This is a genomic window from Buchnera aphidicola (Nurudea yanoniella) (assembly GCA_039829995.1).
GTDB lineage: Bacteria > Pseudomonadota > Gammaproteobacteria > Enterobacterales > Enterobacteriaceae > Buchnera_B > Buchnera_B aphidicola_AV.
In genome coordinates this window covers 570,802-596,099 of record CP140036.1, presented here as the reverse complement: position 1 = coordinate 596,099, position 25,298 = coordinate 570,802, and the positions used below count along the sequence as shown (strand labels likewise).

Sequence of the window (25,298 nt, the reverse complement as noted above, 5' to 3'; positions counted from 1 at the left end):
AATTTATAAATATTTACATTTTTACATATAAAATTTATTAATATAATGAAATCACATTTATTGAATTCTTGGCAAGGTTATATATGAAAGAAAATGTAATTAATGTTAATGAAGATAACTTTGATAAAAAAGTTTTAACTTCAAATACTTCTGTTTTAGTTGATTTTTGGGCAGATTGGTGTAATCCATGTAAAGTATTAATTCCTATCTTAGATGAAATTTCTATAGAATATAATAATCGCTTAATTATTGCGAAAGTAAATATTGATTCTAATTCTAATATTGCATTAAAATACTCTATTAAAAGTATTCCTACGTTACTATTATTCATACAAGGAAGATTAGTATTTACTAAAGTTGGTGTTTTATCTAAGCATCAGTTAAAAGAAATTTTAAATAATCATTTGGAATAAAAATCAAAAATGATAATTTTTAAAAATATTATTTTTGTGAAAATTATAGATTTAATACTGCCTTTATGGTAGTATTAAATGTTTCATATAGTTTTACATACTATCAATATTGGTTATTTTTTAATAGAATTTTATAATAATTATATTTTATATGTTAAATATCATTTCGAAATCGACTCTGATTTTACTAAGAACCTATCATTATGAATCTTACTGCATTAAAAAATATACCAGTTTCCGAATTAATTATTCTTGGTGATAATGCAGGGCTGGAAAATTTAGCGCGTATGAGAAAACAAGATATTATTTTTTCCATATTAAAACAACATGCAAAAAGTGGAGAAGATATATTTGGAGACGGTGTGTTAGAAATTTTACAAGATGGATTTGGTTTTTTACGTTCTTCTGATAGTTCATATTTAGCTGGTCCTGATGATATTTACGTTTCCCCTAGTCAAATTCGAAGATTTAATTTACGAACTGGTGATACTATTTCTGGGAAAATACGTCCTCCTAAGGAAGGTGAAAGGTATTTTGCATTGTTAAAAGTCAATGAAGTAAATTATGACAAACCAGAAAATGCAAGAAGTAAAATTTTATTTGAAAATTTAACTCCTTTACATGCTAATTCTCGTTTAAGAATGGAAAGAGGCAATGGTTCTACTGAAGATTTAACAGCTCGTGTATTAGATTTAGCATCTCCTATTGGAAGAGGACAAAGAGGGTTAATTGTTGCTCCACCCAAAGCAGGAAAAACCATGCTTTTGCAAAACATAGCGCAAAGCATTGCTTACAATCATCCTGATTGCGTTTTAATGGTTTTACTTATAGATGAACGACCAGAAGAAGTTACTGAAATGTGTAGATTAGTTAAAGGAGAAGTAGTAGCTTCTACGTTTGATGAACCCGCTTCTAGGCATGTACAAGTAGCAGAAATGGTAATAGAAAAAGCAAAAAGACTAGTAGAACATAAAAAGGATGTTATTATATTATTGGATTCTATTACAAGATTGGCAAGAGCTTATAATACAGTAGTTCCTGCATCGGGAAAAGTTTTAACTGGTGGAGTAGATGCAAATGCTTTACATAGACCGAAGCGATTTTTTGGTGCAGCACGAAATGTAGAAGAAGGCGGAAGTTTAACTATAATAGCTACAGCGTTAATTGATACAGGTTCAAAAATGGATGAAGTAATTTATGAAGAATTTAAAGGAACTGGAAATATGGAATTGCCTCTTTCACGAAAGATAGCAGAGAAACGTGTTTTTCCAGCAATTGATTATAATCGATCAGGAACAAGAAAAGAAGAACTTTTAACTCGTCCCGATGAACTACAAAAAATGTGGATTTTAAGAAAAATTATTCATCCTATGAGTGAAATTGATGCTATGGAATTTTTAATCAATAAATTAGCTATGACTAAAACTAATAGTGAATTTTTTGATATGATGAAACGATCTTAGTTTATCAAAACAATTATTTTTATTTTATAAGTAATATAGAATATTTTTATATTATATAGATTTTTGATTATTTTTTAAAAAAATTTATAACATATGTATATTATACATGATTAATATTTTAAAGAATTTATATGTAAAATGTTATTTTAGTAGATATTTTTTATAGTAAATTTTTAATTTTTGAAAATTAAAAATTTGTTATTTTAATATAATGAAATTATTAAAATGATTAAAAATATATAAAAAAAACTGGACATTATAAAGAAATACTCATAATATTAAATTGTGAAATATTTTTTGGAGCGTTCGTAGCTCAGTTGGATAGAGCGCTACCCTCCGAAGGTAGAGGTCTCAGGTTCAAGTCCTGTCGAACGCAATGGATAAATTAAAAAAATACATTAAACAAAGTTTTTATATTTTACATAATAATGGTGGCCATAGCTCAGTTGGTAGAGTCCTGGATTGTGATTCCAGATGTCATGGGTTCGAGCCCCATTGGTCACCCAAATATATTTGTTTATAATAAATTCTTAAATATATAATATCGGTGAGTAGCGCAGCTTGGTAGCGCAACTGGTTTGGGACCAGTAGGTCAGAGGTTCAAATCCTCTCTCACCGAAATTTTTCATAAAGCATGTTTTTATTTTTTATAAATTATTGAAAAATTTAAATTATTTTTTATAGTATTTTTTTTATATAGTTCATAGGGTCTATAATATATTTTTAAAATTTATATATTTTTATGTATTTTAAAAATATTTTTTTTTTAAAAATGAATATTTCTATTAAATATTTTTGTAAAACGTTCGAAATATCAATATAATATTTTTAATATAAGAATAATTAAACAATTAAATTGCTTATATTTTTAAAAATATTTAAAATGTATTACCGAATTAGATTGTTCTAAAAATGATTGTTCTAAAATTTTCCAAAATGTCTGTTTAGTGCGTATACAGATCCATTTATTTTTTTTATATTTAAAATGATATCCGAATTTTTTAGTAGCTAACCAGATTTGATGGATATTTTCTTTTTGATTGATAATTATTTTACTTTTATTTTCAAAAGTTATTACAATCATATTATGATGTATTTCGCAATCAACATCTAAGTTAGTACAACATCGTTCAATATTTTTTTCGACTAAAAGAAATAGTTTTTCAGATAAATTACAAAACTCAAAATTTTTCATCATATTTATTTCAAATAAGTATATTATTTTTAATTATATAACAATAATATTTTGGTAAAAAGTATGCAAGAAAAATCCTGAATTAAATTTTTTAATTATAAGAATGATATTTTAAAGAATGATATATAAGTATCATAATTGAATTTTTATTTTAAAATAGTATAATTTATTATGTTATAAAAAAATTAAGTAATTAAAATGTTAGTTAAAAAAAAAATAAAGTTTTCTAAAATGCATGGTTTAGAAAATGATTTTATAATTCTGGACAATACAAAAAACGATATTTTTTTAAAACCTGAAATAATAAGATATTTATCAAATAGATATACTGGTATTGGTTTTGATCAATTGTTACTTATAGAACGTTCAAAAATGAAAAACATTGATTTTCATTATAGAATTTTCAATGCAAATGGATTAGAAGTATTTCAATGTGGAAATGGAGCAAGATGTTTAGCGGTTTTTTTAAGTTTAAACAATTATACGAAAAAAAAAGTCATTTATGTAAGTACTAAAAATAGAATTATTGTTTTAAATTTATTACAAGATGGGAATATTTGTGTAGATATGGGAGTTCCGAATTTTAATCCAAAATATATTCCTTATTTAAATACTATTTCTAAAGAATATTATTCTATATTTATTTTAAAAAAACTTATAAAGTATTCTGTGGTTTCTATGGGAAATCCCCATTGTGTTATAATTACAAATAATGTAAAACAATATCCAGTAAAAAAAATCGGATCTATATTGAGTACACATAAATTATTTCCTAATGGAGTAAATGTAATTTTTATGGAAATTATTTCCGAAAAATATATTGTTCTTCGAGTGTACGAAAGAGGTGTTGGAGAAACTAGATCATGTGGTAGTGGTGCTTGTGCAGCCGTTGCAATTGGAATTAAAAATAATATGTTGTCGAATAAAGTAACTGTAGAATTATTAGGTGGAAAGTTAACAATTAATTGGAATGGAAATTTGAATAAATTATATATGATTGGTTCGGCTACACATGTTTATAATGGATATTTTTATATATAATATTTAGTATTTTAATTTTTTATTCCGTAAGTTATTTAAAAATAAAAATTTATATTTCATATTTTAATATGGCTATTTTGTATTTTTAACAATATTTTTATAAAAAATTTAGGATATTAATAAAATCTTTTTAACATAAGAATACTTAAAATATTAAATTACATATATTGTTTAAAAATATATTTTTATTGAAAGATTAGCTGATAAAAAACTTCTTATTTAGGTATATAAATGTGCAATTAAAAAAAGATATAGAGAACAAAAAAAAATATATAAAAAAAGGTACGGAAAATTTTTTTAAAATGACAATTGGATTATTTTTAGCTGGTTTTTCAACTTTTTCTATTTTATATTGTGTTCAACCTATTTTATTTGTTTTCTCAAAAAGTTTTTTTTTAACTCCTGCTGAAAGTAGTTTGTCTTTGTCTTCATCCACTGCTATGATGGCAATAGGAATGTTATTTACAGGTCCACTGTCAGATAAAATAGGAAGAAAAAAAGTTATGGCTAGTTCTTTACTATTAGCAGCTGTTTTAACTTTTTTGTGTTCTGAAATGAATACTTGGACAGGTATTATATTAATGAGATCACTCACAGGTTTGGCATTAAGTGGAGTGACAGCAATTGCTATGACATATCTTAGTGAAGAAGTGAATCCAAATGATTTATCACTATCTATGGGATTGTATATTAGCGGAAATACTATTGGTGGTTTCTTTGGAAGATTTTTAAGTAGTGTATTGGTACAAAATATATCTTGGAAAATAGTTTTAAAATGGATCAGTTTTTTATCTTTTTTTCTTTCAATATTGTTTTTATTTTTACTTCCAAATTCGAGAAATTTTCATTCTATTTCTTTACATCCTAAAAAAATTTTTTTTAGATTTTTTTTGCCATGGAAACATCCTGTTTTATCTAAGTTATTTGCCATGGGATTTATTTTAATGGGAAGTTTTATTACAGTTTTTAACTATATTGGATATAGATTATTATCATATCCATTTTTTTTAAGTCAAGACATTATAAGTACATTATCTGTAATTTACTTAGTAGGTGTATATAGTTCGCCAAAAGCAGGTATTCTTATTAAAAAATATAAAAAAAGTATGGTTTTATTGATATCCGTGATATTAATGATTTTTGGTATTATTATTTCAGAAGAAAATAAAATAATATTAATTTTTTTAGGTTTGTTTTTATTCTCAGCTGGATTTTTTTCAGCGCATTCAATTATTAGTACATGGATAGGTTTGTATTCTAAAAATGGTCAAGGTTATATTTCATCTATTTATTTATTTTCATATTATTTAGGATCTAGTGTTTTAGGAACAATAGGCGGATTTTTTTGGATTTTTCAAAAGTGGTTAGGAATTTCAATATTTTTAATAATAATTCTGCTTATTGGAATAATATTAGTAATTCAATTAAATAATTTGATTTCAAAAAATAAAAAAAACAACTTTTAGAATAGTATTCTTTTTATTTTTTGAAATTTTTAATTTTTAAATGTTTTTAAATCATTTTATTATCTATTATATAGCGATTCTTTTAAAATTTTGTTGAACTTAAATATGTATAACGACTAGAATATTATATCTTTTTTTTATCTAGTTTTTAAAGATAATAAATAAAATTCATATTTTATAGTGGTTTTAATGTTATGTCGCATTTTTCTGCCTACTTAAGTTATGATGATACTTTTTTGATTATTATTGCTTTTTTAATGATTTTATTATATGAAGTAATTAATGGTTTTCATGATTCTGCTAATGCTATAGCTACTGTGATTTGTACTCATACACTTAGATCAGAATTAGCTGTTATAACTTCAGGAATATTTAACTTTTTTGGAGTTATGTTTGGAGGATTAAGTGTAGCTTACGCTATTGTACATCTTCTTCCTATTGATTTGCTTCTGAATATTAATTCACTATATAGCTTGAAAGCTATTTTTTCTATGCTATTTGCTGCAATGTTATGGAATTTATGTACATGGATTCTAGGTTTACCTACTTCTAGTTCTCATACATTAATTGGAGCTATCATTGGAATTAATATTACTTATGCTTTAAGTAATAATTTGTCAATAGTTGATGTGTTTAATTTTAATAAATTATTAAATGTATTTCTATCTTTAATTATTTCTCCTCTTGTAGGGTTAATACTTGCTGGTTTTTTAGCTATTGTTTTAAAATTTTTTTTAAAGAATAATAAAAAAGATTATTGTATTAATGCAAATGTAAAAAATAAAAAAAACATTCGTCCTCCTTTTTTAGTTAAATTGATATTAATTTTGTCTTCTATGGGAGTTAGTTATTCACATGGGGCTAATGATGGCCAAAAAGGGATTGGATTAATTATGTTAGCTTTAATATGTATTTTTCCTTCAGGATATTTTATTAATTTAAATACTACTCAATATGATATTAATAAAGTTAAATATTCTATTTTTGATTTTCAACAATATTATATACATAACAAATCGTATTTAAAAAATAGCACTAATATTATAAAAAATTATATAAATAACATAGATCTAGTTAAACATTTAAAATTTGTAGATGAAAAAATTTTATTTATTTTGGATAATTCATATAAATCGTTAAAAGATATAATGAATTATAAAGAACTAAATGTTGATCAACGTTATAAATTACGTCAATCATTACTAGTTATTACTGAATTTATAGATATAATTAATTCACATTCTAATATTACATCTTACGATAAACATTTTTTAAATGATTTAAAAAAAAATTTATCATCTTCTATTGAATACGCACCAATTTGGATTATTGTATTAGTAGCACTTTCTTTGTCTCTTGGTACGTTGATAGGCTGGAAAAGAATAGTAACAACATTTGGAGAGAAAATTGGAAAAAAAGATATAACTTATATACAAGCTATATCATCTCAATTAACAGCTGCTATTTCCATAGGAACTGCTAGCTATACAGGTGTTCCAGTATCTACTACTCATATTATTTCATCTTCTATTACAGGTGCTATTTTGATTGACGGAGAGGGTATACAGACACGTACTATAAAAAATATAATTATCGCTTGGATATTAACATTTCCTGTTTCTATTATTTTATCTAGTTTTTTTTATTGGGTTAGTTTAAAATTGATTTATTAGGGTAAATAACATAAATTTGAATGAATTTTTATAAAAATAAGATTATTTGTTTGTTAATTTTAAATAATATTTTTTAAAAATTTTAAATTTTTTCAAATATATAAAATTTAATATTTATAATAAATATTTTTGTATAACAATTTCATATTTTTTGTAAAATTATTATAAGGAATTTATTTAATTGTTTTGTATAACAGTTTTTTAATTATTAAACTTTATTGTTTTATTTAAAAATATGATAGTATTATAAAAAATATGGTAAAGTAAGGTTGCAATATAATTTAAATAAAATTATAAAATGTTTATTTATGTAGTATAAAATAAGAAAAGATTATTAACTAGAATATAAGAGAATATAAATTCATTTTATATTTAAATTAATTTTAGAATTTCATGAAATTTTATATATTTCATTATTTTGTATATATTTCATAAAAAATCTAGTTATTTATATAATTAAAATAAATACATAATAATATAAATTTCAATAATTTCGAAAATTTTAAAAATTTTATTTTTCATTTAATGTATTTATTATGAATTTTAGAATATCTTTCTTGAAAACCATAAATTTTTTTTAAATAAATAAATTCATTTAAAATGTTTCTATAAAATAAAACATATTTGCATAAATTGATTAAAATATGTTGTTTAATGTGATATTTTAGTATTGTCTTTAAAGACAGTTAATATTTTAAAAACATTTAATTTTTTATAAGCTTAAAATATTTTTTAACAAAATGAATTATAAAACTTGACTAAATAATAGAATTAAAGTAAAAAGAATTAACGAAAAATAGAGGACGCAATATTATGTCATCAATGTCAGTTGTAGATGGTGTACAACTTGTAGATGTAAATAAACAAATAATCCCTCAAGATATTTCACAAAATAAAAACGAAGACGATGTTTTATCTTCTGATGAAAGAAATAAAATTCGATATTCTATGTCTAAAGACAATTTAAGTGTTGTATATCCTGATTTTCCTAATAATCAAGTTATAGATTTTCAGGTGGGACCTGTTATCAATGATAATTTTTCATTAACGACAGAGGATGTAGATAGAATAAATCAAATAAAAAATTTTTCATCATATTTCATTCCTACTTATACTTTTTTTAAAGATAAATTACCGTCATTTGCTTTGCAAGATTTGCCACAGTTTAACTTTACTCCTTTAGTAAGTTTCTTCGATTCTGTATTAAATACAACTTCAGATACTTGTGCATCAATTTATGATACAGGAGAAGTAATGTTTAATTCTACTGTAGGTTTTGTTAAAAATGCAGGAGAATCTGTATTTAATACTTCTATGGATATTGGAAAAAGTGTTGTTTCGACTGTTACTGGTTGGTACAATAGTATTACTTCAAATTCAGATGACAGTTCTAATGTTCAACCTGAAAATGCGATTACATCTAATGAAATTGTTCAGCCTCAAGATAATCAAGATGAACAAATAGAAAATAAGGATTTTAAAAAACCTTATTGGTATCCTTTAAATAAACTGAATGACAGTAGTTCTCAAATACCTCCTGGAAAAAGATTTCAGAGTCATTTCAATGAATTAAGACATACTATAAAATTAGATAATAATTTTCTTTTCGAAGGAGAAAATTCTGTATTACAGGTTAATGGACAACAAGTTTCTAAGTTATCTCCAGAAGATATGTTGAATGATTTTAAGAAAGTATTACCAAATTTAGAATCAAGACAATTAGTTTCTTCGTATGCAAACCAAGATTTGTTTGCTCAGCCGTATATTGAATTATTTTCGCAACGTCCAGAATTAGCTAATTTAAAATTAAAAGATGTAAATATATCTTATGTAGTAGATGAATTGAACGATGGAAAATTTCAACTTGTTGCTACTAGCAAATCAAAGTTACATTCAAATTATGAAGTTGATGGAAAAAAATATGATTCATATGGAATACAAGCATCAATGATCCTTTCTAAGGATAAAATTCCAAATATAGAATATGTATACTTTTTAATGTAACAAGTTGGAAATTTTAAAGATATTTTTTAAAAAGTAAAATATATAAAATATAAAATTCAATAGAATATATTATATTTTCCTTAATTTAATATTTTGTAAAAGTTTGTGGAGTATATAAATTTTTATTTATATACTTCATTTTTTATATTGATAGAACAAAATCATCAAATTAAATGTTTTTCATAATATTAATAATTTTTAATATTTTTATATTTTTTTAATAAAGCATGATATACTGATTTTGGAACATATTTTTTTACATCACCGTTATATTTAGAGATTTCTTTTACTAATGTAGAAGAAATACAAGAGTATTCAAGTGATGAAAAAAATAACATGTGTTCTAATTTAGGATATAGTACTTTATTTGCACGAAACATATTTATCTCATATTCACAATCTAAAGATGATCGTATTCCGCGAATAACATAATTTGCATTTTCTTTTTTAGCAATATTAACTAATAAATTATTAAAATTAATTACTTTTTCAACAGATTTAAAATGTTTAGTAGTTATTTCTACTAATTTTTTTCTTTCTTGTATATTAAATAATGTTTTTTTATCAGAATTATTGAAAATAGCAATAATAATAATATTAAATATTTTCATTGCTCTAGTGATAATATTTAAGTGACCGTATGTAATTGGATCAAATGTACCAGGATAAATAGCTATTTTTTTCATGAGAATATTTTCACAGCTTTATTTATATAATTAATATAAATATATCTTAATTTTTACATTTATATATTGAATAGAGCATATATTGGTAAGTAAATTATATTAAAATTTATATTTTCGAAATGATTAGTGTCAAAGTAAGTTATTTATATAATGTGATTAGTCATAAACATTAGATTTTTCAATAATTATTAAATTTTTCATAATTAAAAAATAAATAAATAAATTAATTTATTGTATTTATTATAAAATAAATTTTACCAATAGTTTTCACTAGTTATTTGACCAGGTTTTTTTCGAAAATTTTTATTTAAATTTCTTTCTTCAATTAAAAATTTTTGTGTATTTCGAACCATGTTTGGATTTCCACACAACATAACATGACATGTATGTTTTTTAATTTTAATTCCTATTTTTTTTTCAAGAATATTATTTTTTAGTAATTCTGGAATTCTTCCGTATAGTGAAAATTTTGTAAATTCTCGACTAATAATAATTTGTATATATAATTTTCCTTGATATTCATCTTTTAGTTTTTTTATTAATGGAAGATATACTAGGTCATCACAATATCGAACTGCGTGTACAAGTATAATATTTTCGAATTTATCAGTATTTTCTTTACTCTGTAGTATGGATAAATAAGGCCCAATTCCTGTTCCAGTAGCATACATCCATAAATTTTTACATGAAGGAATTTCATTTAATGTAAAAAATCCGGAAGCTATTTTTTTTATCATTATTCTATCTTGATTTGATAAATTATATAATGTTGGAGTTAATTGTCCGTTTGGTATTAATACTATATAAAATTCTAAATTTTGATTGCTTGGTGCATTAATATATGAGTATGCTCGTTGAATACGTTCTCCATTTTTATTTAAATATGATAGTCGTGAAAATTGCCCAGGAATAAATGGATTAATAGATGCATTTAGGATTATACTAAATAAATTGTTTTTCCATTTTTTAATTTTTATTATTTTTGCTGTAGTCCAATCATTCACTATTGATATCCTCTTTTTTAAATTTTAACAGATTATTTTAAAAATTTTATTTTTTATTCAAAAGCTATAAAAATTTCTTATAAAAAGTAATAAATATGAAATTTATTATCAAAAGTAAAATTATACTTTTACAAAAGTTCATTCCTTATAATATTAATGTGATTAATGAAAATAAATGATATTTAATGAAATATATAAAATTCATTACATTAAAAAAAATATGAATTTAAGTTACTTATTATCTTATATTTTATCGTCTTAAAATAAAATATATTTTAATAATTTTTAAAATACCTATCTAAATAATTTAAAAAAATAAAAAAATTATATATTCATAATATTAATTATAATTGATTTTTTTGATTAAATAATAGCAGTAAAAATTTTTATTTAAATGTTTTAATATAAAAAAATATTTATTTTTATTTTAATATATCTTCTAATTTTTAATTTATTTTAGTGTATTAAAATAATTAGAATTTTATATTATAATTTCAGAATATCTAAAATATTAAAATAATTATTTCTTTATATTAAAATTTTAAACGAGTTATATATTATGATGGTATATAAAAAGTATTTTTATATTAGTATTATAAAACATTCAATATAAAAGTTTTTATAATTTTTTATTAAAAATTAAAATTTGGAATGAGATTAAATGAATAAACATTTTCAAGGAATAGATATTTTAGAAGTTGAAGCATGTTATCAACCTAATCCAACAGCCATCTTTCATCATATGTGTCACAAAAAAAGTAATACTTTGCTTTTAGAATCAGCGGAAATTAATAAGAAACGTAATTTAAAAAGTATGATGATTATAGATTCTGCACTGCGTATTTCTGCATTAAATCATATTGTTATATTAGAAGCATTAACAAAAAATGGAAAAAGTTTATTAAAAAATTTTATATCTTTTTTACCCAAGGGAGTTAAAATATTCTCATTTGAGAATAGTTTAAAACTTGAGTTTTATAAAAATTTAAAAGATACAGATGAAGATAAAAAATTACATAAATTATCTATATTTGATTCAATACGTTCATTAATACACAGTATTAAAAAAAATAAAGTTTTTAAATCTATGTTTTTTGGTGGATTATTTGCATATGATTTAGTTTCTAGTTTTGAAAATTTGCCGCAATTAAACTCTACTCAATCTTGTCCTGATTTTTGTTTTTATTTATCTGAAATTTTATTAATATTAGATCATAAAAAAAAGACTTGTTGTATACAAGCGAATTTATTTTCTTCTGATATATTAGAAAGGGATAAATTAAAATTTAAATTATTAAAAATAAAAAAAAAATTATCACAGATACTTCGTCCGATTAACGCTACGAAGTTGGAAAATATGGTACTAAAATGTAACAAAACTGACAAAGAATATCAAGATATTATTATACAAATACAAAAATCAATATTAATTGGAGAAGTTTTCCAAGTTGTTCCTTCTAGGAAATTTTATTTACCATGTGTTAATTCGTTGGCTGCTTATGATGTTTTAAAAAAAAATAATCCCAGTCCGTACATGTTTTTCATGCAAGATGCATCTTTTACTTTATTTGGAGCTTCTCCAGAAAGTTCTTTAAAATATGATACATTATCTAGACAAATTGAAATTTATCCTATTGCAGGTACGAGACCAAGAGGAAGAAAAAAAGATGGGTCTATAGATTTAGATTTAGATTCTAGGATAGAATTAGAAATGAGAACAAACCATAAAGAATTAGCTGAACATCTAATGTTAGTTGATTTAGCTAGGAATGATTTAGCTAAAATTTGTGATCCTGGTACTCGCTATGTAGCGAATTTAACACAAGTCGATAAATATTCTCATGTTATGCATTTAGTATCAAGAATAGTAGGAAAATTAAAGTCTAATTTAGATATATTTCATGCATATCAGGCGTGTATGAATATGGGAACATTGAGTGGTGCTCCTAAAGTTAGAGCTATGCAATTAATTGCTAGTATAGAGCAAGAAAAACGAGGTAGTTATGGGGGATCTATAGGATATTTTACTGAATCTGGATCATTAGATATGTGTATTGTAATTAGATCAGCATATGTTGAAAATAATATTGCTACTGTTCAAGTAGGAGCAGGAATAGTTTTAGATTCCATCCCTCATTTAGAAGTAGATGAAAGTAAAAATAAAGCTAAAGCAGTTTTACAAGCTATTGCAGAATCACATTTTTGTTCTTTAGAGCATATGTTATGAATGATATACTTTTATTAGATAATATTGATTCATTTACCTATAATTTAGTAGATCAATTTCGGATTAATGATTATAAAGTTTTTATTTATCGCAATACAGTTTCGATTGAAACAATTTTAAAAAAAATTTCTAAAATGCATAATCCTATTTTAGTATTATCTCCTGGTCCAGGAAATCCTGATAATGCAGGTTGTATGCCAAAATTGCTAAAATTAGTGAAAGGGAGAATTCCTATTATTGGAATTTGTTTAGGTCATCAAGCAATTGTGAAACTGTATGGAGGAGATGTGAAATATTCCGGGGAAATATTACATGGGAAAAGTTCTTTGATTAATCATGATAAAAAAGCTATGTTTTATAATATGCCTAACCCCCTTCCTGTAGCAAGATATCATTCTCTTGTTTGTAGTAATATTCCTGATGAATTAACTATTAATGCGTATTACAATAATATGGTAATGGCAGTTCGGAATAATAAAGAAAAAGTATGCGGTTTTCAATTTCATCCTGAATCTATATTAACTACTCGAGGTACAGAACTTTTAAAAAATGTTATGGATTGGATTTCAAAATAAATTAAATATTTTAGGGATAAATTTTAACTTTTAATTAGTAATAAAAGTCGTATATGTACTTAATATTTAATATTTTACATAATTTAATTATGTTAGATATTTTTTAAACTTTATTTAAATATTTTATTTAAAGCGAATTATATTAATAATTAAAGTTAACTATCTATGTTAATATTAATTTATAAAAAATTTTTTTATAATAAAAGGAACGTTTCAAATTCATAATGAGAAATTTTAATGTTATTAATTTTTTAATTTAAAATATTTATTCCAAATAATAAATAAGAACTTTTTATAATACATTAATATGTAATAAGGAAATAAATTAATGATTTTTGAAGTATTTTCTAAATTGGAAGAAAAAATACAACAAGCTGTTGATACTATTTTACTATTACAAATAGAATTGAAAGAACTTAAAAAAAAGAATGATGATCGAAAACAAGAAATTAATTCAATATTATTAAATGTAACACAAATAAAAGAAGAAAATAAAAAGTTACAAGAAGAAAAGAATGCTTGGAAAGATATGTTAAATGGATTATTAAATAAAATGAATAGTATATAATAGCTTCTTTAATTAATGTATTTTATATTAATATAATTTATTGTAAAACAATCGTAATAATTTAGCTAATTGTATTTTGTACATATAAAAGTTTTATAAAAAATTACAATATGACATAAAATTTTTATAAATATAAATCTGATATTAGTATAATAACTTTCCTATCTTTGCATTAAGATAGGAAAGAAGTTTGTTTTATGTAATCATAAAATCATTAAATTTGAAAAAATTTTATAAAATAAATCGATTTAAATCATTATTTAAAACTAAATTGTCTAATCGTTCACGAACATATTTTTCGTTTATATTGATTGTTAATTCGTTTTTATTTTCACTAGCACTAAATGAAATATCTTCCATAAGGTGTTCTAATACAGTATACAATCGGCGAGCTCCAATATTTTCTATAGATTCGTTAACTTTCCATGCTATTTCAGCAATATATCGAATACCTTCTTTAGTAAAGTTTATTTTAACTTTTTCTGTTTGTAATAAAGCTTTATATTGTACGGTGATTGATGCTTTAGGTTCTGTTAAAATTAGCTCGAAATCATCAATCGTTAATGCTTGCAATTCTACTCTAATTGGAAGACGGCCTTGTAATTCAGGAATTAAATCTGAAGGAGTAGAAATTTGGAACGCACCTGATGCGATAAATAAAATATGATCAGTTTTTACCATTCCATGTTTAGTAGAAATAGTACATCCTTCAATTAATGGCAATAAATCGCGTTGTACTCCTTCGCGTGAAATATCTGGACCAGTTGCATTTCTATTTTTACATATTTTATCTATTTCATCAATAAATACAATTCCATGTTGTTCTACGGCGTATATAGCTTCTTTTTTGAGTACTTCAGAATTAATTAATTTAATAGATTCTTCTTCTATTAATAATTTCATAGCATCTTTAATTTTTAATTTTCTAATGTTTTTTTTTCTTCCTCCTAAATTTTGAAATAATGATTGTAATTGATTAGTTAATTCTTCCATTCCAGGTGGAGCCATAATTTCTACGCCCATAGGTGTAGAAGCAATATTAATTTCGATTTCTTTTTCATCTAATTTTCCTTCTCGTAATTTTTTTCTAAATAGTTGCATAGCAGCGATAGGTTGATTAGATTTTTCTGAATCTTTCCAGTTTTTTTCAATAGTGGGAACTAAAACGTTTAAAATTCTTTCTTCAGCTATTTCTTTTGCTTGTTCTTTATTTTTTTTAAAAGATTGTTTCCGTATCATTTTTATAGATAGGTCTGTTAAATCCCTAATAATTGAGTCAACTTCTTTACCTACATACCCTATTTCTGTAAATTTTGTAGCTTCTACTTTAATAAAAGGAGCATGAGCTAATGTTGCTAAGCGTCTTGCGATTTCTGTTTTTCCTACTCCAGTTGGTCCAATCATAAGAATGTTTTTTGGTGTTATTTCGTGTCTCAGCTCTTTATTAAGTTTCATACGACGCCAGCGATTTCGTAAAGCAATAGCTACTGCGCGTTTTGCTTTTTCTTGGCCGATTATGAATCGATTAAGTTCTTTCACTATTTCGCGAGGAGTCATGTTTGACATAAAAATCGTCCTTACTTTTTTGAAGTTAGTTCTTTAATTGTAAATACATTATTAGTATATATACAAATTTTAGAAGTAATTTTAAGTGCTGCTTCTACGATTTGTCTTGCATTCAGAGAAGTATTTTCTAACATTGCTTGTGCTGCTGCTTGTGCATAAGGTCCACCTGATCCGATAGCCATAAGATCATTTTCTGGTTGAATTACATCTCCATTTCCAGTTATAATGAACGATTTTCCTTTATCTGCTACTGCTAATAATGCTTCAAGTTTGCGTAATATTTTATCAGTTCGCCAATCTTTTGCGAGTTCTATAGCTGCTCGTTGCAAGTGGCCTTGATACATTAATAATTTTTTTTCAAATAATTCAAACAATGTAAATGCATCTGCTGTACTTCCAGCAAATCCTGCTATAACTTTGTCATGATATAACATTCTTACTTTTTTTACGTTACTTTTCATGATAGTATTACCTAATGTTGCTTGACCATCTCCTCCAATGACTACTTGTTTTTTTAATCGTACACTAAGAATTGTCGTCATAAAATATAACCCTCGTGTGAAGTATAATAATTTTTTCAATATTAAAGATAATATGTTAGTTGTTTTTAGATGTTTTGTAGATGTTATTTAGTATTATGTTTGAATTATATTTAGTAATAATTTTAAAAAATGCAAATATTACTTATATAAATTTTAATATTTATGTTATATATAATTTTTTAAAAAATAAAATTTATTAATTTTTAAAAAATTAAATTAATATGAATATAATGTAACATTTACGTACTTAGTACACTAAGAAAAATATCATTTTAAAAATTTTTTTAAATAGTTTTATGGTGGTAAGCAATAAAAAAATAAATTGTTTTTTTTAAATTAGAATTATATTATATATTTTTAATATGTAACGTAAATTTTTATTTTACATTTTGAAAATATTTATTTTAAATCTGTTGAAATTATCAATATTCTTGAGAGTTGTGATTTTTTTATTATAAAGTATTCAATATTGTTAAATAAATATTGCATAAAGGTATGTTATTAGAAAATAATATTAATTTATATCATATATGAAACATATAATATTGTGGTAAATTTTAGTGAAGTAATACATCGAGATATTATTATTTTTAATAACATATTTTAATATAATATTTTTGTTTTTTTAAATCTAAAAACATAAATATTTTATAAAAATAACATTTATTTTAAACAAGATATTTTGACAGTTATTTTAAAGAGTGTATATTGATTGATTTTTACATTCTTAAAAATATTGAATAGTTTTTTTTAAGGAAATAGTGTAAATTAATATATTTTAAAATTGAAATATATTAACAATGTATTTATTTTGAAATTTGTTTTTATATGTTTTAAGTCTTTTATAACGCAAATAAAATATTTATTAATATTTTTATGATTATGTGCAAATTTTATTTTAATTTAAAATTAGAAGGATTTATGAAAAAAGGTATTCATCCTAATTATTCTCAAATATCTGTTATATGTTCGTGCGGAAATTTTATTAAAACATTTTCTACTTTATGTAAGGATATCAGTATTGATGTATGTTCAAAATGTCATCCTTTTTATACTGGCAAGCAGAGATTAGCAGATACTGGTGGACGTATTGAAAAATTTAATAAAAAATTTAACATCGGTAATGATACATGAATTAAGTTTTTAAGTTTTAATATTATAATATATACATAAATGTTTTTGATATTTTATTATTCTTATCCAATACATAAAAATTAAATTTTCATTTTATATAATGTATTTTCATAAATTTAAAATATTAAAAATATATAGTTTTTAGTTAATTAATTTTTTTAATATTTTTTAAAAATAAATATCTTTGAATTGTTCTGTATATAATATTGTAAAAAATATTTTTTTAATCCGAGGTATATGGAATTTACTAGAATTTTTTGATAAAATTTGTTATTTAATTTTTTCTCGTCTTTTTTATTACTTATAAATCCTGTTTCGATTAATATAGATGGAAAGTCTGGAGATTTTAATATTCCGAAACTAGCATTTTTAGGATTAGATTGATGCAATAATTTAATATTTTTAAGTTCTTTAATGATTTTTTTTGCTAATAAATATCCCGATTGTTTTGCAATTTTAAATTTTGCATTTAACAACGATATATTTTTCCTATACTTTTTATGTTTTATAAAGATGTATTTTTTTGATAAATTAATGACTTCATGTTTGATTCTTTTTTTAGACAAAATCCATATAGAAAATCCAGAGATTTTTGGATTTTTAAACGAATTGGCATGGATAGAAATAAGAACATTAGCATGATTTTTTTTAGATATTTCAATTCTTTTTGAAATTGATAAATAATAGTTTCCTTTTCGAATCATTATTGCTTGAAATATTTTTGAATTGTTCAATTTTTTTTCTAATCTTTGAGATATTAGAAAATTTATATTTTTTTCTTTAGTGTTATTAATTCCAATTGCACCAGGATCTTGACCGCCATGTCCTGCATCTATAGCAATAATAATTTTTTTTTTTAAATTATGAAAAACTTTTTTTTTATTTTTTTTTTTTATAAAATTATGAAAAATTTCAGTTGTTTTTTGTTTTTTCTTTTTGTTAAAATTTTTTGCAAGAAATTTTTTTTTAAAGTATGAAAAGAATTATAGTTATATAAAAAAATTTTATTTTTTTTATCAAAAATATTTTTTTTATCTTTATATATTGAACAAAAATTTAGAATTTTTGAAGAAAAACAAGAAATATTTAAATAAATTGAACTAAATAAAAAAAATAGTATATGCATAAAATAACGTAACATATATTTCCTTTTAAATATTAAAAATCAAACTTAGATGAATATTTAATTAGTTTAAAAATTAAATTATATACAATTAAAAATTATATTATGTTTTCATATTTATGAGATAAGCGGGAAACGAGATTTGAACTCGTGGCCTCAACCTTGGCAAGGTTGCGCTCTACCAACTGAGCTATTCCCGCATAGCCATCAACTTTATTATAAAATTAAGAAAAATTCAAGTATTAATTACACAATAATATATCTTGCAAAAGAATATTCCAATTGATTACATTGATATTGATTATTCAATATTAAACCAATTTTTGCGATAATATTTTAATTCATTGATTGATTCGTATAAATCTTTCAATGCTTGATGATTATTTTTTTTTTTTAATTTTTTATATAATTTAGGATTCCATCGTATAGCTAGTTCTTTTATAGTGCTAACATCTATTTGTCTATAATGAAAATATTTTTCTAAAGTAGGCATATATTTAAATAAAAATTGCCTGTCTTTGCTTATGGTATTTCCACACATAGGAGATGTATTTTTAGGTACCCATTTTTTCAAAAAAGAAATAGTTTTCATTTCGGCTAATTTTTCATTATATGAACTTTTATGTATTCGATTAACTAATCCATTGTTATAATGAATTTTTTGATTCCAATTATTCATTAATTTTAGATGGTCATGATTTTGAAATATTGCTATAGTTGGGCCAATAGATAATATTTTTAATTCTTCATTTGTAATTAATGTAGAAATTTCAATAATTTTATGTATTTTTGGATTTAAACCTGTCATTTCTAAGTCAATCCATATTAAATTATTTTTTTTTATTTTCATTTTTTATTTTAAATTAGAATATTTAATTGAATTTTTAGTTGGTTCTAAGAAATAAATTTCGATTTTTACGTTGAAATTATGTGTATAAAATTATTTAAATTATTATTTTTAATATATAGAAATTTTAATATTATTAATAAATAATATAATGATAAAGAATTTTAGACGAATATTTTACAAAAAGATATTGATGTCTTGTATTGAAATATAGTGAAAATTTAAAAAGTATTTTTTACATAACATTAAATTATGTCTTATTATAGATAGTTCTTTAAATCGCGAAGATTAAATATATTAAACTTGTATTATTAAAAAGTTGTACATGTTAATTTTTTATTTTTATCAAAAAATAATACAATATTTTTTTAAATAGTATTTAATGATTTTATAACTTAACTTAATTTTTATCATTATGAAAAAAATAGTAGCAGTATGTTTTATAAAAATAAAATATTCATTTAATGTTTTTATCTTAATTTAATGTGAGTTTTTATGAAAAATATTAATCCAGTGAAAACAAATTCATGGAAAAATTTAAAAAAACATTTTCATGAAATAAAACATTTACATATGAAAGATCTATTTATCCAGGATAAAGATCGATTTTCAAAATTTTCTATAAATTTTAATGATAAGATATTAGTAGATTTTTCTAAAAACAGAATTACTAGTAGTACAATTTCGAAATTATTAATGTTAGCAAAAGAAGCAGATTTATTTAATGCAATTCAATATATGTTTAGCGGAGAAAAAATTAATTGCACTGAAGATCGTTCTGTATTGCATACAGCATTAAGGAACAGTAGTGATACTTCCATTATTTATAATGATGAAGATATTATGATAGATATAAAAAAAGTTCTTAGAAAAATGAAGTCTGTTTCGCAATTGATTATTAATGGAATATGGAAAGGGTGTACAGGAAAATCGATCACTGATGTAGTAAATATTGGAATTGGAGGATCAGATCTAGGTCCTTCTATGATAGTTCAAGCATTGAAGACTTGTAGAAATCATTTAAAAATACATTTTGTGTCTAATATGGATGGTTCACATATTTCTAATGTTTTAGAAAAAATCCACCCGGAAACAACTTTATTTTTAGTTGTTTCTAAAACATTTACCACTCAGGAAACAATTACAAATGCTAATACAGCTAAACAATGGATGAAAAAATATTTTCATACTGAAAATTTTTTAAATTATCATTTTATTGGAATATCCACGAATATAAAAAATGTTATTAATTTTGGTATTAAACCAGACAATATATTTTTATTTTGGAATTGGGTTGGAGGACGTTATTCATTGTGGTCTTCTGTAGGATTTTCTATTGTCCTAGCTATTGGATTTGAGAATTTTTTACTTCTTTTGAATGGAGCTCATGCAATGGACCAACACTATTTAAATACCACCGCGAGTAAAAATATACCTATTTTATTAGCATTAATAGGGATTTGGTATAATAATTTTTTCTTGTCCGAGACAGAAGCGATTTTACCTTATGATCAAAATATGTCTCGTTTTCCAGCATTTCTTCAACAAACTAATATGGAATCTAACGGAAAAAATATTGATAGAAATGGATGTCCTGTAACTTGGCAAACTGGCCCAATTATTTGGGGAGAACCGGGTACTAATGGACAACATGCATTTTATCAATTATTACATCAAGGCACTAAATTAATTCCTTGTGATTTTATAGCTTCTGTTCATCCTAATAATAGCTTTTTAGATAATCACCATGTTCAGTTGCTTTCTCATTTTTTTTCACAAACTAGAGCATTAGCGTTTGGAAATACTTCGAATAATTTACACAAAAATATAGAAAATATTACTCATGAATCTAAAACAGTATTTAATGTGTCTCCTTACAAAATGTTTGAAGGAAATAGACCTAGTAATTCTATTTTTTTATATAAAGTAGATCCTTATAATTTAGGTGCTTTAATTGCATTATATGAGCATAAAGTATTTACACAAGGTGTGATATTTAATATTTTTACGTTTGATCAATGGGGTGTAGAATTGGGAAAAAATCTTGCAAAATCTATTTCGTCTACTTTAACTGATGATTCAAAAGAAACTAAATATGATTCATCTACTAATGGATTAATCAATTTTTATAAATTATTGCGTTAATTATATATATTTTGTTTTTTTAAATAGATTTTATTGTAATGAAAAAATTTGCAGTTATATAATATATAACGTTATTTTCCAATTTTTAAATAAAAGGATTTCTAAATATATTCTAAAAATTTCTCTACTTTTGAGATAATAAAATAATTAAAAAGAAATTAAAATTTTGAAAAATGTTGTTATGTTAATTTTTCATATTTAGCATATATAATAATACAATAAATATTTTTTTTTATAAAGGAATTAGTTAAGGTTATAACATGATAAAAATTTTTTAAAACAATATTTTATATTATATTTTTATACATTGTCTTTTTAAAATAGTTATTTTATGAATTGGATTAATGAAGTAAGGAAAAAGTATGTCAATGTTAATAAAAGTTAAAATTCAAAATATTGGTCGATTTTTAAGCAATATGATCATACCAAATATTAGTGCTTTTATTGCATGGGGGTTAATTAGTGGTCTATTTCTTAATTTTGGATGGATTCCAAATGAAAATTTAGAAAAAATAGTCAATCCAATGATAATTTATCTTTTTCCAATTTTAATTGCTAGTACTGGTGGACAATTAATACATGGGAAACGAGGTGCTATTGTTGGAAGTATAGCTATAATAGGAGCTATAGTTAATACTACTTTGCCTATGTTATTGGGTGCTATGATTATTGGACCTTTAGGAGGATGGTTCATTAGATGGTTTGACAATGTGATTAAAAACAAAGTTACTAGTAGTTTTGAAATGTTAGTAAATAATTTTTCTGCTGGAATTATTGGAATATTTTTATCGATAATATCTTTTTTTATTATAGGACCGATCATTGAAGAGTTTTCTAATATTTTAGAATATGGTGTTAGTGTAATAGTAAAACATAATTGTTTGCCTCTAATTGCATTTTTTATTGAACCAGCAAAAATATTATTTTTGAATAATGCCATCAATCATGGAATTTTTTCTTCTTTAGGTATGCAAGAAGTAGATATATTTAAAAAATCTATTTTCTTTTTAATTGAATCTAATCCCGGTCCAGGAATTGGTGTTCTTATAGCATTATTTTTTTTAGAATACAATAATGAAAATGTTAAATCAGGTTTAAGAAATGCTATTATTATTCAATTTTTAGGTGGTATTCATGAAGTATATTTTCCTTACATTTTATTGAATCCAAGATTAATTATAGCTTTAATTTTAGGAAGTATGACTAATATATTTATATTAATGATTTTTGGTGGTGGATTAATTTCAACAGCTTCTCCTGGTTCTATTATATCTATTTTGGCTATGACACCAAAAAATTTATATATTATTAATATTTTTGCAATTATAATGTCATGTTTTATTTCATTTTTTATATCTTTAATAATATTGAAAGTGTTCAATAAGATGTATAAAAATAATATCACAGGAATACAGAAAAAATTTAAAAAAGATTGTACAAATTTCAGTAATAATATGAATTCATTAAATAATTGTCAATTTAATATTTTAAAAAAGATAAAAAAAATAACAGTTGCTTGTGATGCAGGAATGGGTTCTAGTGCAGTAGGTGCTGGAATATTACGAAAAGTATTAAATTCTTTAAATATTGACATTATTGTTGTAAATTCTTCTATAGATTCTATTCCTAATGATTCTGATTTAGTTATTACGCATAAAAATTTAACCGAAAGAGCAAAAATACAGCATCCCCAGTTTCAACATTTATCTTTAAACAATTTTTTGGATAATAATTTTTATAATGCATTAGGAAAAAATTTAATTAAATTTAATAAAAATAATATTAGTTTAATACATAAAAATTTTCTGAGAAAAGATTTTAATAACAATAGAAATATATTCTATTTTAAAAAAGAAAACATATTTTTAAATCAACAAGCTAAGAATAAAAAAGAAGCTATTAAATTTATAGGTAAACAATTAGTAAAACAAGGATATGTAAAAAAAGAATATATTGCAGCAATGCTAGAAAGAGAAAAAATTATGTCTACATGGTTAGGTGAATCAATTGCTTTGCCTCATGGAACTATAAAATCTAAAGATTCTATATTGAAAACAGGAGCAATTTTTTGCCAATTTCCTAATGGTGTACATTTTGGAGATCAGCCTGATGATATTGCATTTTTAGTAATAGGCATTGCTGCTCGTAATGATGAACATATTATGGTAGTCAGTAGTATTACACGAGTTTTAGATGATCATAAGATTATAAAAATTTTATCTCATACTAATGATGTAAATGATGTGCTAAAGTTATTTTCTTAGAATAATATATAGTAATTTTAAAGTATTTTTTAAACATTTGTAAAAAATTGTTGTTTTTGCATGGATAATACAATATTATTTCATTTTGTAATTGTATGTTGGAAATAATCATGCAAGCATTACATTTTGGAGCTGGAAATATAGGTCGTGGATTTATTGGACAAATATTAGTAAATTCAGGATTTAATTTGTTTTTTTCTGACATTAATAAAAAAATTATTGATGCTATAAATTTTTTTAATGAATACAGTATTAAAATTTTAGGCGATAATTCATTTGTAGAAAAAGTAAAAAACGTACAAGCTATACATATTCATGATGATAAGATTTTATCTGTCATAGAAAATTCAGATATAATTACAACAGCAGTCGGAGTAAATACTGTTAATTCTTTAGCTAATATACTTGCAACGGGAATAATACAAAAAATACGGTCCGGGAAAAAAAAATTTTTAAACATCATGGCTTGTGAAAATGCTTTTCGTTGTAGTTCAGAATTAAAAAAACATGTATTATCTTTTTTACCAAAAAGATATCACCAATATTTAGAAGATAATATTGGATTTATAGATACTGTAGTAGACAGAATTGTTTTATCTGATATCAAAAATGATAATAATATATTATTGGTAGAAACAGAAGAATTTAAAGAATTTATCTGTGACATTAATCAATTTAGAGGAAGTGTTCCTAATGTTTCAAATATGCAGTTGAGTACTAATTTAAATGCTTATAGTGAAAGAAAGTTGTTTACTTTAAATACTGGGCATGTAATTACCGCATATGTAGGTTTGATATATGGATATACAAATGTATTTGATGCTATTTCAGATAAATTTATATATGACATAGTATATGGAGCAATGTGCGAAAGTGGTAATGTTTTAATATCACGATATAATTTTGAAAAAATTATACATGATAAATATATTCGTGCTATTTTATTTAGATTTAAGAATCCTTATTTATCAGATGATTTAAAAAGAGTAGGTCGAAATCCTTTGAGAAAATTACAGAAAAACGATCGTTTAATAAAACCACTTTTGGGAACTTTAGAATATCATTTTTCTAATATTAATTTAGTAAAAGGTATTGCAGCTGCATTATGTTATACGAATATTGATGATAATGAAGCAATAAAATTAAATGATTTAATTAAAAATAAAGGTGTAGATCATGTTTTATTAAATATTAGTTGTTTATGTGCAAAATCATCTATTATACATTTAATAAAAAAGCATTTTTATTTATTTAAAAAAAAAATATGTATTTAAGAATATTAATACATATGTATTTAATTTGTTTGATAGATTTTTTAAATTGATTTTATTAATTTAGATATTTATTACTTGAAGAATCTAT

General features: G+C 22.9%; 20 protein-coding genes and 4 tRNA genes. 16 read left to right on the top strand and 8 right to left on the bottom strand.

Annotated features, from left to right (window positions below; genetic code table 11):
- Positions 1 to 83 precede the first annotated feature (83 nt).
- The 5 genes from trxA (at position 84) to U0T64_02745 (ending at position 2,495) form a co-directional block, all read left to right on the top strand.
- On the top strand, positions 84 to 413 hold the full coding sequence (trxA, locus tag U0T64_02765; GenBank protein ID XBC41258.1) for a thioredoxin: 330 nt from the start codon (positions 84 to 86) through the stop codon (positions 411 to 413).
- Positions 414 to 616: 203 nt separating this feature from the next.
- Entirely contained in the window at positions 617 to 1,876 is a 1,260-nt protein-coding gene (gene rho / locus U0T64_02760; GenBank protein XBC41257.1) for a transcription termination factor Rho, read from the top strand.
- A gap of 302 nt (positions 1,877 to 2,178) precedes the next feature.
- Positions 2,179 to 2,252: transfer RNA gene (locus tag U0T64_02755), tRNA-Arg, on the top strand.
- A gap of 55 nt (positions 2,253 to 2,307) precedes the next feature.
- Positions 2,308 to 2,380 (top strand) — tRNA-His (locus U0T64_02750).
- A 41-nt stretch (positions 2,381 to 2,421) separates the two neighbouring features.
- A tRNA-Pro gene (locus U0T64_02745) sits at positions 2,422 to 2,495 on the top strand.
- A gap of 249 nt (positions 2,496 to 2,744) precedes the next feature.
- Here the strand turns inward: U0T64_02745 and cyaY are convergent.
- Positions 2,745 to 3,074 carry an iron donor protein CyaY gene (gene cyaY, locus U0T64_02740; protein ID XBC41256.1) on the bottom strand — a complete coding sequence of 110 codons (330 nt, stop codon included), beginning with the start codon at positions 3,072 to 3,074 and terminating at the stop codon, positions 2,745 to 2,747.
- Between the two features lie 195 nt (positions 3,075 to 3,269).
- On the opposite strand from cyaY, the gene dapF reads away from it, so the two are divergent.
- From dapF to U0T64_02720, 4 genes are all read left to right on the top strand, one after another.
- The gene (dapF, locus tag U0T64_02735; protein ID XBC41255.1) at positions 3,270 to 4,112 is read left to right on the top strand and encodes a diaminopimelate epimerase; all 843 of its coding nucleotides are present in this window, start codon (positions 3,270 to 3,272) and stop codon (positions 4,110 to 4,112) included.
- A gap of 233 nt (positions 4,113 to 4,345) precedes the next feature.
- Positions 4,346 to 5,578 (top strand): MFS transporter, encoded by a 1,233-nt coding sequence (locus U0T64_02730; GenBank protein ID XBC41254.1) that lies wholly within the window; start codon positions 4,346 to 4,348, stop codon positions 5,576 to 5,578.
- Positions 5,579 to 5,772: 194 nt separating this feature from the next.
- The gene (locus U0T64_02725) at positions 5,773 to 7,251 is read left to right on the top strand and encodes an inorganic phosphate transporter (protein XBC41253.1); all 1,479 of its coding nucleotides are present in this window, start codon (positions 5,773 to 5,775) and stop codon (positions 7,249 to 7,251) included.
- A gap of 813 nt (positions 7,252 to 8,064) precedes the next feature.
- Complete coding sequence (locus U0T64_02720; GenBank protein ID XBC41252.1) at positions 8,065 to 9,255, top strand: hypothetical protein; 1,191 nt, start codon at positions 8,065 to 8,067, stop codon at positions 9,253 to 9,255.
- Positions 9,256 to 9,443: 188 nt separating this feature from the next.
- Here the strand turns inward: U0T64_02720 and coaD are convergent, their stop codons facing one another.
- On the bottom strand, positions 9,444 to 9,941 hold the full coding sequence (gene coaD / locus U0T64_02715) for a pantetheine-phosphate adenylyltransferase (GenBank protein ID XBC41251.1): 498 nt from the start codon (positions 9,939 to 9,941) through the stop codon (positions 9,444 to 9,446).
- A gap of 254 nt (positions 9,942 to 10,195) precedes the next feature.
- Positions 10,196 to 10,945 carry a ferredoxin--NADP(+) reductase gene (locus U0T64_02710; protein ID XBC41250.1) on the bottom strand — a complete coding sequence of 250 codons (750 nt, stop codon included), beginning with the start codon at positions 10,943 to 10,945 and terminating at the stop codon, positions 10,196 to 10,198.
- A 661-nt stretch (positions 10,946 to 11,606) separates the two neighbouring features.
- On the opposite strand from U0T64_02710, the gene U0T64_02705 reads away from it, so the two are divergent.
- From U0T64_02705 to zapB, 3 genes are all read left to right on the top strand, one after another.
- The gene (locus tag U0T64_02705) at positions 11,607 to 13,172 is read left to right on the top strand and encodes an anthranilate synthase component 1 (GenBank protein ID XBC41249.1); all 1,566 of its coding nucleotides are present in this window, start codon (positions 11,607 to 11,609) and stop codon (positions 13,170 to 13,172) included.
- On the top strand, positions 13,169 to 13,747 hold the full coding sequence (locus U0T64_02700; protein ID XBC41248.1) for a gamma-glutamyl-gamma-aminobutyrate hydrolase family protein: 579 nt from the start codon (positions 13,169 to 13,171) through the stop codon (positions 13,745 to 13,747). The genes U0T64_02705 and U0T64_02700 overlap by 4 nt, the downstream gene beginning before the upstream one ends.
- Positions 13,748 to 14,075: 328 nt before the next feature.
- Positions 14,076 to 14,315, top strand: a complete 240-nt coding sequence (zapB, locus tag U0T64_02695) for a cell division protein ZapB (GenBank protein XBC41247.1) — start codon at positions 14,076 to 14,078, stop codon at positions 14,313 to 14,315.
- A 231-nt stretch (positions 14,316 to 14,546) separates the two neighbouring features.
- Here the strand turns inward: zapB and hslU are convergent, their stop codons facing one another.
- Together hslU and hslV are read right to left on the bottom strand one after the other, a co-directional pair.
- Positions 14,547 to 15,881, bottom strand: a complete 1,335-nt coding sequence (hslU, locus tag U0T64_02690) for an HslU--HslV peptidase ATPase subunit (protein XBC41246.1) — start codon at positions 15,879 to 15,881, stop codon at positions 14,547 to 14,549.
- Positions 15,882 to 15,892: 11 nt separating this feature from the next.
- On the bottom strand, positions 15,893 to 16,423 hold the full coding sequence (hslV, locus tag U0T64_02685) for an ATP-dependent protease subunit HslV (GenBank protein XBC41245.1): 531 nt from the start codon (positions 16,421 to 16,423) through the stop codon (positions 15,893 to 15,895).
- A 921-nt stretch (positions 16,424 to 17,344) separates the two neighbouring features.
- On the opposite strand from hslV, the gene rpmE reads away from it, so the two are divergent.
- Complete coding sequence (rpmE, locus tag U0T64_02680; protein ID XBC41244.1) at positions 17,345 to 17,557, top strand: 50S ribosomal protein L31; 213 nt, start codon at positions 17,345 to 17,347, stop codon at positions 17,555 to 17,557.
- Positions 17,558 to 17,715: 158 nt separating this feature from the next.
- Here the strand turns inward: rpmE and U0T64_02675 are convergent, their stop codons facing one another.
- From U0T64_02675 to orn, 3 genes are all read right to left on the bottom strand, one after another.
- Entirely contained in the window at positions 17,716 to 18,351 is a 636-nt protein-coding gene (locus U0T64_02675; protein XBC41538.1) for an N-acetylmuramoyl-L-alanine amidase, read from the bottom strand.
- 456 nt (positions 18,352 to 18,807) lie between these two features.
- Positions 18,808 to 18,880: transfer RNA gene (locus tag U0T64_02670), tRNA-Gly, on the bottom strand.
- Between the two features lie 101 nt (positions 18,881 to 18,981).
- A complete protein-coding gene (gene orn, locus U0T64_02665) occupies positions 18,982 to 19,530 on the bottom strand; it encodes an oligoribonuclease (GenBank protein ID XBC41243.1) in 549 nt (182 codons plus the stop codon).
- A gap of 492 nt (positions 19,531 to 20,022) precedes the next feature.
- On the opposite strand from orn, the gene pgi reads away from it, so the two are divergent.
- From pgi to U0T64_02650, 3 genes are all read left to right on the top strand, one after another.
- Positions 20,023 to 21,672, top strand: coding sequence for a glucose-6-phosphate isomerase (gene pgi / locus U0T64_02660; protein ID XBC41242.1), 1,650 nt, complete (start codon positions 20,023 to 20,025; stop codon positions 21,670 to 21,672).
- Positions 21,673 to 22,034: 362 nt separating this feature from the next.
- Positions 22,035 to 23,936 (top strand): PTS mannitol transporter subunit IICBA, encoded by a 1,902-nt coding sequence (locus U0T64_02655; GenBank protein ID XBC41241.1) that lies wholly within the window; start codon positions 22,035 to 22,037, stop codon positions 23,934 to 23,936.
- A gap of 95 nt (positions 23,937 to 24,031) precedes the next feature.
- On the top strand, positions 24,032 to 25,210 hold the full coding sequence (locus tag U0T64_02650; protein ID XBC41240.1) for a mannitol-1-phosphate 5-dehydrogenase: 1,179 nt from the start codon (positions 24,032 to 24,034) through the stop codon (positions 25,208 to 25,210).
- Positions 25,211 to 25,298: the final 88 nt, after the last annotated feature.